We start from the raw sequence: 13630 nt of genomic DNA on the forward strand, positions 1-13630 counted from the left end.
GCCGGTGGTGGGCTGGCCCGGTGACCTCCCCCACCCCGGACAAGGACCTGCTCGCAACCTTCGACGTGCGCATGCGGGCCGCCGCCGAACCCGACGAACCCGGAGCCCGCGTCGAGAGAGTCGGCGGCATCGTCCGCCAGCTAGGCGCACGCCCCACGGACTGGCACGGAGTCCTCTACAGCGACCTGGACGCCACCACCGCCGACGCCGCGATCCAAGAACAGATCGCCTACTTCCGCACCCTCGGCGCCGACTTCGAATGGAAGCACTACCACCACGACGGACCCGCCGACCTGGACACGCGCCTGAGCGCCGCCGGCTTCGTCGCCGACGACCCCGAGACCCTGTTCGTGGCGGAGATCACACAGCTGTCCGCCGCCGGCCTGACGGTCACCCTCCCCGACGGCGTCACCCTCCGCCCGGTCACCACCGAATCCGACGCCGACCTGGTCGCCGAAGCCGCCGAAGCAGCCTTCGGCAGCGGCGGCGACCGAGCCCGCGCCCGCACCCTGGCCCGCCTGGCCGACGACCCGGAGACGGTCTGGACCTGGCTCGCCATGGCCGGCGACCGCCCGGTGAGCGCCGCCCGCATGCTCCTCCACCCCGGCACCGGCTTCGCCAGCCTCTGGGGCGGCGGCACCGCCCCGGACTGGCGCGGCCGCGGCATCTACCGCGCGCTGGTGGCACGACGGATGGAGGTGGCTATGGAGCTGGGGTGCGATTACCTGCAGGTGGACGCCTCGGACATGAGTCGGCCGATACTGGAGCGGCTTGGGTTCCGGGCTTTGAGCGTTACGACGCCTTACGAGTATCGGTTCTGACGCGCAGGCCAGACGTGGTAGGGGACGACGAGACACGGCTGGCCACGTTCAAGTCCGCAGTGGAGTCGCGCGCCGCCAGCATCGCCGAGGATCTGGAGCGGACCGGTAAGAGTCTGTTGTCCACTAGGTTTCCCCGACTCGCGGAGCGGGCGTTCGATGGAGCAGCCGACATCCACGCACGTTTCTGGGACGCGCAAGCCGAAGACCGCTGTACCTTCTTGACGCTGGTTGCCGTCCTCGGGTTCGCCGCCTACCTGCTGCATCTGCCGCGCAGTCCGGGAGCCACTCGCAGCGAGGGTCTCTTTGTGACAATCCAGAACTTCGTGAACCCGATAAGCTTTCGTGCTGCTCATTCGCAGGTGGTTCCGCCTGTGACGGCGAAGGGATCCGGATCCGCCGGTCTCTCCGGTCGGATTCGAGACGAAGCAGCCGAGCCGTTCGTCAACAACGACATAAGAATCCGCGGCTCGTCCCCGAAGTGATCGGCGCGCTCCCCGGTGTCCTTGAAGCCGAAATTCTCGTAGAGCCGGCGGGCTATCTTGTTCCTTGGGTCGACCAGCAGCCGGACCACATTCATGTCGTAGTCATCCAGACGATCGATGGTCGCCTTCAACAGAAGCTGTCCCCAGCCGAGTCGTCGGCGATCGGGATGAACGGCCATCCCGATGATCCACCCCACGGCCGGGTCCGCGGCGCGACTGTTGATCGAGTAACCCCAGATATCCTCGTCGTCCTCCGCCAGCATCCACAAGCCGTCCGACGGATCGAACATCACGTCGAGAGTGTTGCGCGGCAGGGCTTTGGCATCGAACGCGATCTTCTCCAACTCGGCGATCCTGCGCAGGTCATTCTTCTTGACGCCGCGCAGCCGCGGAGGGGGAAGCTCGTTCACGAAGTCTCTCCTCCAGGAGTCCTCATCCAGTGCCCAAACGATCTCCTCTCCGGGTGTACCCGATTCAGGCTTGCCGAAAGCGTCAGACGGGTTACTCCCGTCGGGATCTCGCGACGATGAGAGCTAAGACGCACGTCACGCGCCCCCTGAGGACCGCGCCGTTTTTGAAGGTGACTCACGGTCACGCGACCGGTAGAAGCAGGGTCAGTATCTTGCGACGCTCCCCGTCACCGAGGTCGCCGTCCTTCCACTGACCGGTGTCCTGGAAGCCGGCACGGATGTACATCTCGTACGCCGGCTTGTTGTGCGGCTTGACCGTAAGCTTGATCGTGCTGATCCCCTTGTTCTGCAATTCCAGGATGGACTCGTCCAGCAGTCGCAGGCCGATGTGCAGCCCCCGCCGCTCGGGATGTACTCCCAGCGCCAGGATCCACCCGACCTCGGGGTCGTCGGTGGCACGGACACTGAGCGAGTAGCCCCAGATGCCCTCCCTGTCGTCCGCCACCAGCCAGGTCACCCCCGTCGGACCGAAGAGCTGCATCAGAGTGCGTCCGTTAAAGCCCGTGCCCTCGAAGACGAGATCTTCGAGTTCTGCGATTCGCGGCAGATCCTGCTCGCGCGCATTCCGTACTGACAGCTGATCCCCCACCCCGTCCCCTGACTATCGAAGGAGCGCTATAGAACCTCCTTAAGCAGGGTCTCCTCGATGGCTTTTCGTGTCAACAGCGAAACTTTGTCCCTCACCCGAGTCAAAGTTGTCTGCCATTCCCAAGACAGTTGGGCCGCGTCTTCCAGCGCGTCCCAGAACCAGCGCATCGCATGGGGCAGGTGCGCCTTCGGGTTCCAGACATGCCCGAGATAGCTCAGCGCCGCGTCAAGTTCGCGCTCCGCGCTGAGCCCCGTCCGCGAGGAGCGGTCGAAGGCATTCTTCAGGGCGACCAGCAGCCAGTGGTGCAGTGCGAGAATCTCGCACATTTCCATGAAATCCGGCAACAACTCCGACGGCGTGGACATCTGGACCCGGAAGACGCCGTCGTCACCGGCCTCGACGTGGCCGTCCAGTTCGACGTCGTCCTGAATGTGCGCCGCCCACAGCAGCTTGTGGGTCTGGGTCTTGAGCCGGGCCTGTTTGTCGATCTGCGGCGCCTCCTCCAGGAGCGACATCACGTGCGCGCCGGTGTTGCCGAGGTCCAGAAGGGACTTCCCCGGCCGGTCCTGCAGGAATCCCGTCACGATGTCGGCGGGGTGGGCCTTGTTGATCGCCTCAGCGACCCCGGTGCGGGCCATGTAGTGGGACCAAGGCATGCGTCTTTTCGACGCGCCCAACAAGACGTCCACACGTGCCGAGCCTTGCAGGAAGTGCCCGGCGGTGAGGACCGCACGGGCCCGCGCGGTTCCGATGATCCTCGGTTGGGAACCGGAGCCTACGGACAGCCGGCAGTCCAAGCCGAAGTACAGATCAGGAGACACCACCTGCTCCACGGGATACTGCCGCCAGTCTGCTCGGACGCCGGGAACCAACGCCAGCGCCTGCCGGGCGGCATCCAAGGGAAGCGGCTCTGAGGTATTCAGCAGTCCGGTCGTCACCGCCCCGAGGACAACCTGCGGCTGGTGCGGCGGCGACGCATCAGATCGCGTCATCACTTCCCGCCCGGCAGGAAATGATGGCTCATCCGCTCGGAAACGATGGCCGGCATCGCAATGTTCTCCTGCTGCGCGCGTCCGTCCAGCTTGGCCACGACGTCCTGCTCGTAGAGGAAATGGTCGACGATGGTCCGCACCGCGGTCTCAATGGGCAGGAAGTTCTGCGGCATGATGCTCAGCGATTCATATGCGTAGAACGGCATGGCGTTGGGGTTCACCTTGATGATGTCGGGGAACTGGCTCCACTCCGCCTTCCACTCACCGTCGAAGTCGGTGACCTCCAACGCCGGGACGCCGTCCTTACGCAACAGTCCGAGCCGTACGAGCTGCCAGACCGCAGCCAGAAACGGGCAGGAGTACTGCCGCCGGCTCAGAACATCCTCGCGGTCCGCTCCCGGTTCCGCGTCGTCCCGCCACAGTTCGACGTCGACATAGATCGAGTGGTTGCGCTTGCCGTACTCCAGCGGCGCCTCCCAGGTGTGGGCCTCCATCGTGTTCAGGACGGTGGCCTCACGCGCGGGTCTGCCGTTGGAGAGCCATCCAGAGGTGATGGCAGGCGGACGGGCACCAGTGTCCTGATCCGGTTCTGGCTCTTCCAGCAGCCTAGTGGCCAGCAACTCGGCGACCGGGAAACCATCCTTGCGGCGCGCGCAGGCGGATTCCCTGGCGACATAGTCGATGGTGACTCCCGCTCGCCTCGACAGGCGCAGAAGCTTCTCCATGATCTCGGGGGCGTCCGGCCAGGACTGAAAGTAGTCGTCGATGAGATAGCACGTGCTGACGCGCGGCTTGCTACGCCCGGAGGCCGCCGACGCCTTGGCTGCTTCCAACCATGGTCTCAGTCGCTCGAACTGGGCAAGGATCGGCTCTTCGCCGTTCTCAAGGTCTTCCATATAAAAATGGCCGACCTCGACCGACAGATGAGAAAGCGACAGTTCCTTCGCCGTCGTGCCGCGATGGTGTTCGCGAAAGACCGGCTCTGGCGGCTCCCCGGCGCGGGACGGCGTATATATCACCATTTAGAAGCCTTCCCAGGCATGGTTGTCGATCACCTTTTGGGCCAGTTTGTCGAACGCGTCGGTCGTCGCCTGTTTGGCCAGGTTGCGCTTGACGTCCACATCCATGATCACCTGCTCTCGCCAGAGCAGCATGGGTTCCAGCGGCGTGGTGCCGGCGAGCAGGTCCTGCCCAAGGTGGCGCGACTTCGCCAGGCCTTTGAGGATGTCGTCGCTCTCGCGGAGCCAGGCTTCCTGTTCGGGCGCGGCTTTGTTGCCGAAGGCCGTGGCGTCGGGCACGGCGGTGCGGACGGTCCGGACCAGACCCGTGAATTCCGGCACGGTGAATCCCGCGTTGACCGCGCAAGAAACGATCCCGTTCTTTTCGAACAGGAGCCCGCTGGCCGCGATCACGTGTTGAGTGGTCCAGCGGTGGAACAGCAGCCACCGCACCGGATCGGCACTGCGCAGGCGGACGTTCGGGGAAATCGCCTGCAAAGACATGTCGAGCGCCGACGACCGTCCAGCGCTCAGGTCCACGATGCAGACATCGAATTCCCTCTCGACCTGATCGAAGAACGCTATAGCCCTTTTGATGTGCGGCTTCGTCAGAGCGAACTCCGCACCGCCCATGTCCCCGGGATACAACATCAGTCTACCCGAGCCCGGCGGCCGCGTCTTCATATCAGCGCGTTCTGTGGCAGCCCTGATATCCACACGCATCGGCTTTGCGACTCTACCGAGGATATAAGAGTGCAGACCGTCCTCGACAGTGCCGCGCTCCAGGCTGGAAATCTCGAAGATCGCGCCGGCGGTGGGCGATCCGAAGTCAAAATCCAGATAAGCCACGTCATAGCCCTGCAAGGACAGCCTGTAGGCCAGATTGCAGCTGGTCACCGACCGACCGGTGCCGCCCTTGTCGGACGAGGCGAAAACCATCATGTCAGCGGCTCCGTCCGGCATCGAGGCGAGCCACTTCCAGCGCGTCCAGCAGTCGCAGCGCGCGCTCGGCCAAGGAGATCGCGGTGCTCGTACGGCGTCTACTGAGCTCGCGGGCACGCCCGATAAGGGTTCCGATCTCCTCCAGGCGGTCGCGCAGTGCCGTCTTCTCGAAGACGTTCGACCGCAGGAGCTCCTGGTTGTAGACGTGGTCTGCCTCGTTGAGGAGCCTGAGTAGGTGGTCGTACATGACCGGACTGCGCGGCGGGGCCTGCTCGAACGCGATCGCGGTGGCGACCAGCGCGTCGACCACGCGCTCGGTGATGTACCACGACGGCTGGTCGAACCTGACGCCCTGTATGCCGGGGAAGGTACTGAGATCGTCCCAGAGCTCGATCGGGTCGCCGTTACGCGTCATGCGCCGCTCGTAGAGGTGGTCCATCGCCGACTCCGCGAGGGTCATGAGCGCCTCACGGGCCTCAACGTCGTCGGTCAGCTGCACGGCTTGGAGCGACCGTTTGATGATCAGCGGCGCGTAGTCCGCGGTGTACAACACGAGCGCGGTGCCGACGGCCTCGTCGCTGCCGCCAAGGCCCTGCGGCACACCCGGGTAGTGCAGCGCGAGCGCGTCGTCGCCCTCGCACATCCGGCGGGTGATCCGGCCACGTTGCGCCAACTCCTGGAGGATGCCCACCGCTTTGCGCAGGTCGGCGTCTGTGGCGGTTCTCGCGATCAGGTCCTGGATCAGCACCGACATGACCAGGAGGGAATAGTAGTCGGACTCCTGGCCGTCACTGGTGCGCCAGGGGATGTCTTCCAGCGGCCACTTCTCCGAGTCGAAGCGGGCGACGGTCGACCAGTACCGCTGCGTCAGCTCCCACCGCAGGGACAACGCATCGGCGAGACCGCGCTGGCCGTCGTCCATAACATTCAGGGCCGCGGCACGACGCGAGGTGAAGTCGACGATGCTGTCGAGCGCGTTCACGGTGAAGTACAGCCAGGGCCGGGACTGTGCGTAGCCAGTCTTCTGGGAGATCCTGAGTCCCCTGGCGTAGTCCTCCTCGATCGGCTTCGAACCGTTGGCGATACCCCAGGTCCACCCGCACTCGAAGAGCTGGTCCTTCTCAGGCTTCACGTCGTCGGACAGACCGAGGCGCAGGGAGGTGGTGATCTGGGTGCGCAGGCGCTCGAAGCGTTCGGCCAATCGCCTCGTCATCTCGGCGTCGGTGGTGTCCCCTTGCCGGAGCATTTCGATGATGGCGCGGCCCGGCTCGGAGTCGGCGATCACCGAGTTGATGACGAAACTGCGCAGCATGCCGATCATCGCCGCAGTCAGCCGCCGCGAGGCCCGACGTTGCAGGTCACGGAGATTCTCCCGGTGCTTGGCCTGAATCTCCAATTCCATGCGGGAGTCCACGAAGAACAGCAGCGACAGGCACAAGGTGATCGACATCGAATACGCGTCGACGACCTCAAGTTCCCTGGTCGCCTCGTCCGTCGGCACCTCGGCACCCGGGTCCAGAGCCTGGAGATAGCTGCCGGCCCCGAACCGGGGTTCGCCGTCCTCGTCGGTGTGGTTCTTGAAGTACTGGAGCGCGATCTCGACCAGCGTACGAGGGATCCGGGTCGCCTCACCCAGCGGACGCAGCGCGGCGGCGACGTCGGCCTGCGTCTCGTCGGAATCGTGCACGGCGAACGTCCCGATCTGGGTCATCGGCCAGAACAGGCACAGCAGCTGCTCGGCGTCGGCGATGGGATTGGACTTCGCACGGCCGCCCCAAACCCACTCGCCGTCGACGTAGCAGTACTCCAGCATGTAGCGCCAGATATCCAGAATCTGCTTCCGTGGTTCGATCCGCACCGCGGCCTCCCAGCCGAGAAGATCACCATGTCAGAGCTCTGTTTCCTGGTCACCATGCTATCCGCGCACGCCGCGGCCCCACGCGACTCGCCAGAATCCCGCCACCTGGATGTATCAGAACTCATCATCGTGGGTATGGGCTCTGGCTGGCAGACAACGCGGTGCTGATCCCGCATGCGACATGGGACCGAGCACGCGCAATCGGGGCAGGTCAGGGCAGGGGCGGAAGCTTTGAGAACGAACCCACGACAACACATCCTGGACACGTGGCGGGCTTTCGCGCGCGCGACGTTCAGCAGCGGGGAGTGGGCCTGGGGTGGTCGCTACGCCTCCAACAGCATCAGCGACGCCGAGCAGATCCTCGTCCTGCTCTACCCCGCCACCGAAGTCCCCGGCTTCCGCCTGGACCGTCCGGACGCCATCGAGGACGACATGCTCGCGGTGCTCAGGCCCATGGGCAGCGGCCTGGACATCCCGATGCGGTTGTTGGAGGCGCTGGAGACCTATATCGCGCGCTACACCAACGAGGACGGCCCGACGTTCAGCGGCGGTTCCTACCTGCTGACCGAGGAGCCGGGCGCCGAGGTGAAGCCCGAGCAGATGGACTTCGACGTCACCGAGTCGTACTCGATCTCCGTCACGCTCTGTCTGTCGGCGAAGGGCTTCCTGCGCGAATTCCAGCGCACGGTCGAGCGGCGCGACCTGCAGAGCCGGATCGACACCGCCATCCTGGCCATGGACACCCGCCTGACCGCGGCCATGGTGGGCCTGCTGCGCTCCTTCGTGGTCAACGTCCTGGACCCCGAGTCCACCGCCGAGGCCGTCCTGCTGCGCACGGTCAGCCAGGGCCGGGTGGTGGGCCGCACGCTGACCCAGGACCTGCGCGACCAGCTGCAGCCGGTGCGCGACAAGCTCCCGGAGCTGACCTTCGGTCTGCCGGCGGAGAACGAGCGGATGCTGCGCGACTACCCGGAGCGCTTCTTCGAGTGTGGTTGGGCCTGGGGGGTGGCGCAGGACGCCACCGACATCGAACTGCCGGCCGCCGAAGGCGTGAACCAGCCGCACGGCGTCGCCGAATCCCGTCCGGTCCTGCACTTCACAGTCAACGCCCTCGACGGTCTGTCCGACCTCTTCTCCGTCCGCACCACCCGCCAGGGGCTGTTGACGTCCGAGCAGCAGTCCCTGCGTGAGGCCTTGAGTCTGCGCTGGGGTCTGGCCCTGCAGTACTGGGCCACGATCGCGACCTTCGGCTCCGGCCCCCGCTGGCCGATCGAGGACGTGCCGTGGCAGTCCACCGACGGCCAGAGCTCGCCCTACTTCACCGAGCTGGTGCTCTCCATCGTCGCGTTGTCCCAGCAGGGCGGCGGCAACACCGGCACCATCGGGAAGAGCGTCGCGGTGCTGGAGGAACTGGGCCAGCGCGGTCTGGTCAGCCGGCGGGCGGCGGAGGACGACCGCGGTGTCCTGTTGCACGAACCCGGCGTCCTGATGGCCTTGAAGGGATCGGAGAAGGAAGGGCCGGCGCTGGCCTGGTCCTACAACGGCTTCGCCGCCACGCTGGGCAAGACCGCGCTGCGGGTCGCCAGGGTCAGCACCAGCCGGCGCAACCGGGCCCGCCTCATCGAGATCACGGACGCGGTGGTGGAGCACCTGCTCGCCCGACGGCACCAGCAGCCCGACGGGCTGTGGGACCACCCCGCCAACGTCTACCCCGGCGTCGCGACCGCGCCGGCAACGCCCGCCTGGGACATGACCGAGCGCGCCATCGAGGTCTTCGTCGCCGCCGCGAACCTGATCAGCGCCGCGCCGCTGGCCGACCAGGGTCAGGTCGACGAGGCCAACGCCAAGATCGCCGAAGCCCGGCACATCCTGGACCAGGAGCGGCTGACCACGCCGACGGCCGGCGGCTCCCAGGAACAGAAACTGCTGCGGGAGGCCGAGCAGTCGCTGAACCGGGCCGACCGGCTGATAGCCGAGCGGCCGGCCACCGCCTCGGCGCTGGCCGACAAGGTGCTCAGAGACCTGGACCAACTGGCCTTCGCCCGCCAGGCAGCGAGCAGGAGCGCATGACGTGCTGATATTCGCCACCTCCGACAAGGGAGGCACGGGGCGTTCGGTGACCAGTTGCAACATGGCCTACCGACGGGCGTTGCAAGGTGAGACGGTCGCCTATCTCGACTTCGACTTCGGATCGCCGACCGCCGGCGCGATCTTCGACGTCCCCAAGGCCGAGCGCGGCGTGGACGCCTCGGGTCTGCACTCGTACTTCACCAAGCACACCGAGGCCCAGCAGCTGGACACGGCCCTGCACTCCGACAGCGACACGCTGCGCGACCTGCCGCGCATCTCCGGAGCCGGCCGCCTGGTCCTGCTGCCCGGCGACAAGGACGGCGGGGAGTTCTCGATCAGCGCCGAGATGCCGGCCCGCTGCGCGCAGCTGTTCCTGAAGTTGGACCGGGAGTTCGACCTGTGCATCGTGGACCTGTCCGCGGGCCGCTCGTACGCCGTCGACCTGGTCCTGGAGGCCACCGCCCGGCCCGAACTCAAGGCCCTGACCAGCCGCTGGCTGGTCTTCCACCGCTGGACCAAGCAGCACATCCTGGCCGCGCACGGCCTGGTGTTCGGCGAGAAGGGGCTGCTCAAGGCCGGCGAGCGCCGTGGCCACGACCCCCTGAGACTGAACAACTCCGTTCGCTACGTCCGCACCGCCGTCGTGGACCTGGGAGTGGATCAGGAGTCGGTGACCCGCCCGGCGCAGGGCGCCTGGCTGCGCCGCTACGACCAGAGGCTGCGCGAGCAGGCCGACAAGCTCCGCATGGGCCGGGCCCGTCTGGCCGGGCAGATCCCCTACGACCCGATGCTCCAGTGGAGCGAGCAGGTGATCGACGACTCCGACGTCAGCGGACTGAAGATCGCCAACCAGGCCACCGTGCAGGCCTTCGAGGACCTCGCCGCGAAACTGTCGGACGAGAGATTCTGGGAAGGACTGTGACGGCCGTGGACGTGAGATACGACGAGGTGACCCAGAGCACGAAGGTGGAAGCGGTGCCGCTGGGTCACCTCTCGATCGAGACCGGGCACCTGTATCTGGACGACTTCGCCGACGGCGACCGCAAGATCGCCCGGCAGCTGGAGCAGGCCGCACCGTGGCTGGAGGCGGCGGGCAAGCGGATCCACAGGCGGTTCGGCCGCAACGCCCGCATCAGCACCTGCTTCCTGGTCGACGACTACACGCCGTCGAGTTCGAGCCTGGACCAGCCCAAGCCCTCGGAGGTGGTCGACATCGTCACCGCCGCCGCCGACCAGGCCGGATTCCGGATCGACTACCTGGCGCGGGAGGCCGGATGCGCGATCGCCTGCGAGCGGCCGCACTCCGGGCCGCGCGACCGGAGCGCGCTGGCGGACATCGTCGCCGGGCTGATCGTGGAGGAGGCCGCGGTCGGTGCCAACGGCTCCCGGCCGCCGACGGCCCAGACCGGCTGGCTGTCCAACGGCGAACGCTCCCCCGCCGTCGCGGTGGCGATGGATGCTCCGGACTGGGATCCGCCTGAGGAGTTCGGGAAGTACAAGCACTCGGTGTTCGTCGACATCGAGCTGTGGAGCGTCGACAAGTCCGTGCCGCAAGCCGAACGGCAGTACTCGTGTTCACTGCTTTCGGCGGTGTGGCAACTGCTGCGGCTGGGCCTGTTGCGCAACGCCGGTAAAGCGGTGGCCAAACCGTACCGGTTCGGATCCAACGAGGCCCTGCCGGAGCTGTGGTCGCAGCTGCCGAGCATCACCCAGCTGACGCCGGACGCGGCCCCGTTCGCCGCGTATCAGGTGCTCTCCCTACTCCCGCCGCACTTCCGGGCGGCCGAACACGCCGCCGAGATCATCGTCGACCACCTGCGGTTCGACGGAAAGGTCCTGAAGCAGACCGCCGACCGGGCCCGGGATGAGACGAATCCGGTCACATTACCCGACAATCCCGTCGGTCGGGTGAGCCACTTGTTCTTCGATGACGTCCATGTCACGCACAACGACTGATCGGGACCGGAGCCCGGCCGTCCACGACGACGGCACGCAGCCCTGGTTGGGCTTCGGCGAGGTGCGCACGTGCCTGATCCAGAACCTGGGCACGCTGTCCCCCTCGGCGAGCGTCGCCCTGATGCAGCTCACCCCGGGCTCCCCGGTGAGCAAGGTGGACCGGCCGGTCCGCCGCGTCGTCTCCCCGGAGCAGGTCACCGGCGTGGACTGTCGGCTGCACGTGGCCCGCGAGGGCCGGGGCCGGGCCATCGGCACGGTCCTGAGCCACGCGGTGGTCACCAACGGCCGGATCCTGCAGGGCACCGCGCATGTGGCGCTCACCGAGGCGACCTCCAAGGAACGCCGCGAGTGGCGGCACTACCTGCGGCACCAGGGTGTCGTGGAGGTCCTGGGCTCGCCGAGCCCGCACAACGTCATCGACGGCTACCTGGCCGACATCTCGCCGGCCCGCGGCCTGGACCTGGCCTCGATCAGCGACCGCGTCATCGACGACGTGCAGCAGAGCGACACCCTGAACCACACCACCGCGCTGCGGGCCGGCACCGCCGTGGTCCGGTGGGCCGCGACCCTGACGCCGGACGCCAAGCCGACGGTCGGCATAGCCAAGAGCGACCTGCCGAACTTCCACGTCATCCGGCTGACCGGCGCGCCGGAGGATCTCCCGACCCTGATCCGCTTCTGCGAGGAGTTCGCCCTGCACGAATGGCTGCTGACCACCGTGCAGGACGTCATCGTGCCCCGGGCCGAGACCGACATCGCCCGGGACCGCGACCCGCTGGACTCTCTCCTGTTCGCTCTTAACGAGTTGGTTCCACTTTGGATGCCGCCCACTCACCTCAACCCGGATATGAAGGCGTTGTGGGAAGCTATGGAGAGCCGGACACACTACACGCGGTTGTTCGAGCGTCAGGTCGCGCGGATCCGCGACCTCAGGGACCAGGTGAAGATCAGGCCGCCCCGGCGCTTCTAGGGGCGAGACGCTTGCGAACCAGGCGTGAGCCGAGCCACGGACACTGAAAAGAGTGACATCCCTACGCAGCGGTGCCGCGTGCCGGTAGCATGCCCTTGAAGGTGTGGTCCCATACCCTCTATCAGCGACCTGTAAACGTCCGACTTCAGACGAGGTGTGCGTGACCACCAACTCCGCGACGCATAGTTCTGTCGATCGCAACGTAAAGCTGCGTCCCGTCGCGGAGGACGACCTGGCCGCCCTTGAGATCCTCGACAAAGAGGTCTTCAAGGACGTGGCCTACTCGATGGTCTATCTGAGGTCGCTGTTCGTTCTGTTCAACAAGACTTGGCTGGTCGCGGAATACGAAGGCGACCTGGCCGGCTACGCCCTGGTGTGTCCGAACTCGGACAACACGCAGGCCTGGCTGATGGGCCTGGCGGTCAGCGAGCGGTACCAGGGCAGGGGCCTGGGGCGGCAGCTGATGCAGGGGGCGATGGAGCTGATGATGGAGGCAAAGGTCTCCGACGCCTACATCACTGTGCGGCCCGACAACAAAGCCGCCTACCACCTTTACCAGAGGTTCGGGTTCATCCAGCAGGGCGACGAGCGGCCGGACTACTACGGGACCGGCGAGCCCCGCAAGGTGCTGCACCGGTCGCTGGCGTCGAACCCCTACCCCGCTAGTCCCGGACGAGGAACGCGAAGAAGATTGACATCGAGATGGTTCCGACGTAGCTCTCGATGATCAGAAAAACCTGCGCCGCGCCGCTGAAGTTGGGGTCCAGGTCGCCGAACGTCAGCGGGTTCAGGAAGTCGATCAGGCACCCGTGTAACGACTTCACGTACCCGGGCCCACCGGACAGCCACACCACAAAGCTGAACACCGCCAGCGTGACGGCCATCCACCCCAGCATCCGGAACGGACGGTATCCGTACCCGCAGATGCCGTCGTAGATCCCTTCGAAGAAGCGCTGGAAGCCGCCGGGACGCGCCATGTGCTGGGCCCGGCGCCAGTTCAGCAGCGCGCGCTCACGCCGTGACTTCTGCTGGAGCGGCAGATACAGGTCGGCCGCGCTCTGATATGCCAGTGCCGCATGCCCCGGCATGCCGAGCGCTATGAACTCCTTGCCCATGGCGTCGAAGTGTTCGGCCAGGTGACTGTTCTGCGAGCGGCTGATGCGGAACTGGCCCCGGCGCTCGGTCTCCGTGGCGAGGAAGGAGCGGATCACGGCGGCGCGGCGGGTCTCGGGGTCACCGCTGGTGATCTTGCGCCACTCGTAGTACTCCTTGTCCAGGGCCAAGGCCCCCCTGCGCTCGCGCGGCGGGGGGACCTTGCTGTCGAAGGCGTAGACCAGGTCCGGCAGGTAGCTGTCGAGGAGTTCCAGAAGTTCCTCCTCGCTGTACTCCCCTTCCTCGGTGCGGTCGCGATATCTCAGTTCGTATTCGGCTATCGCGTCGATCAGGGACTCGACACCTGGGGAATTCGCGGTCGGCACATCG

13 protein-coding genes are annotated in these 13630 nt (G+C 66.3%); 6 read left to right on the top strand and 7 right to left on the bottom strand.

Annotation, left to right across the window (positions count from 1 at the left end):
* Window positions 1-20: 20 nt before the first annotated feature.
* On the top strand, window positions 21-821 hold the full coding sequence (locus ABH935_RS00060) for a GNAT family N-acetyltransferase (protein WP_370375644.1): 801 nt from the start codon (window positions 21-23) through the stop codon (window positions 819-821).
* A gap of 349 nt (window positions 822-1170) precedes the next feature.
* Here the strand turns inward: ABH935_RS00060 and ABH935_RS00065 are convergent, their stop codons facing one another.
* From ABH935_RS00065 to ABH935_RS00090, 6 genes are all read right to left on the bottom strand, one after another.
* A complete protein-coding gene (locus ABH935_RS00065) occupies window positions 1171-1713 on the bottom strand; it encodes a GNAT family N-acetyltransferase (protein WP_370375645.1) in 543 nt (180 codons plus the stop codon).
* Between the two features lie 181 nt (window positions 1714-1894).
* A complete protein-coding gene (locus ABH935_RS00070) occupies window positions 1895-2254 on the bottom strand; it encodes a GNAT family N-acetyltransferase (protein WP_370375646.1) in 360 nt (119 codons plus the stop codon).
* A 134-nt stretch (window positions 2255-2388) separates the two neighbouring features.
* Complete coding sequence (locus tag ABH935_RS00075) at window positions 2389-3300, bottom strand: SCO2521 family protein (protein ID WP_370375647.1); 912 nt, start codon at window positions 3298-3300, stop codon at window positions 2389-2391.
* Between the two features lie 53 nt (window positions 3301-3353).
* Window positions 3354-4376 (bottom strand): SCO2522 family protein, encoded by a 1023-nt coding sequence (locus tag ABH935_RS00080; protein ID WP_370375648.1) that lies wholly within the window; start codon window positions 4374-4376, stop codon window positions 3354-3356.
* A complete protein-coding gene (locus tag ABH935_RS00085) occupies window positions 4377-5294 on the bottom strand; it encodes an SCO2523 family variant P-loop protein (protein ID WP_370375649.1) in 918 nt (305 codons plus the stop codon). It abuts the gene before it with no gap.
* Between the two features lies 1 nt (window position 5295).
* Entirely contained in the window at window positions 5296-7152 is a 1857-nt protein-coding gene (locus ABH935_RS00090; protein WP_370375650.1) for an SCO2524 family protein, read from the bottom strand.
* Between the two features lie 231 nt (window positions 7153-7383).
* On the opposite strand from ABH935_RS00090, the gene ABH935_RS00095 reads away from it, so the two are divergent.
* From ABH935_RS00095 to ABH935_RS00115, 5 genes are all read left to right on the top strand, one after another.
* Window positions 7384-9222, top strand: a complete 1839-nt coding sequence (locus ABH935_RS00095; protein WP_370375651.1) for an SCO2524 family protein — start codon at window positions 7384-7386, stop codon at window positions 9220-9222.
* 1 nt (window position 9223) lies between these two features.
* Entirely contained in the window at window positions 9224-10144 is a 921-nt protein-coding gene (locus ABH935_RS00100) for an SCO2523 family variant P-loop protein (RefSeq protein WP_370375652.1), read from the top strand.
* Between the two features lie 5 nt (window positions 10145-10149).
* Window positions 10150-11178 (top strand): SCO2522 family protein, encoded by a 1029-nt coding sequence (locus ABH935_RS00105; protein WP_370375653.1) that lies wholly within the window; start codon window positions 10150-10152, stop codon window positions 11176-11178.
* Complete coding sequence (locus tag ABH935_RS00110; RefSeq protein WP_370375654.1) at window positions 11159-12148, top strand: SCO2521 family protein; 990 nt, start codon at window positions 11159-11161, stop codon at window positions 12146-12148. Before ABH935_RS00105 ends, ABH935_RS00110 begins: the two co-directional genes overlap by 20 nt.
* A gap of 160 nt (window positions 12149-12308) precedes the next feature.
* Window positions 12309-12875, top strand: coding sequence for a GNAT family N-acetyltransferase (locus ABH935_RS00115; RefSeq protein WP_370375655.1), 567 nt, complete (start codon window positions 12309-12311; stop codon window positions 12873-12875).
* Here the strand turns inward: ABH935_RS00115 and ABH935_RS00120 are convergent.
* Window positions 12811-13626 carry a hypothetical protein gene (locus ABH935_RS00120; protein ID WP_370375656.1) on the bottom strand — a complete coding sequence of 272 codons (816 nt, stop codon included), beginning with the start codon at window positions 13624-13626 and terminating at the stop codon, window positions 12811-12813. The genes ABH935_RS00115 and ABH935_RS00120 overlap by 65 nt on opposite strands.
* Window positions 13627-13630: the final 4 nt, after the last annotated feature.

Source organism: Catenulispora sp. GAS73 (genome assembly GCF_041262085.1).
Classification (GTDB): Bacteria; Actinomycetota; Actinomycetes; order Streptomycetales; family Catenulisporaceae; genus Catenulispora.

Bases quoted from the DNA above. Each gene is read 5' to 3' on its own strand.
- ABH935_RS00110 (WP_370375654.1), top strand. From the start codon at position 11,159: ATGTCACGCACAACGACTGATCGGGACCGGAGCCCGGCCGTCCACGAC.
- ABH935_RS00085 (WP_370375649.1), bottom strand. From the start codon at position 5,294: ATGATGGTTTTCGCCTCGTCCGACAAGGGCGGCACCGGTCGGTCGGTG.
- ABH935_RS00070 (WP_370375646.1), bottom strand. From the start codon at position 2,254: ATGCAGCTCTTCGGTCCGACGGGGGTGACCTGGCTGGTGGCGGACGAC.
- ABH935_RS00080 (WP_370375648.1), bottom strand. From the start codon at position 4,376: ATGGTGATATATACGCCGTCCCGCGCCGGGGAGCCGCCAGAGCCGGTC.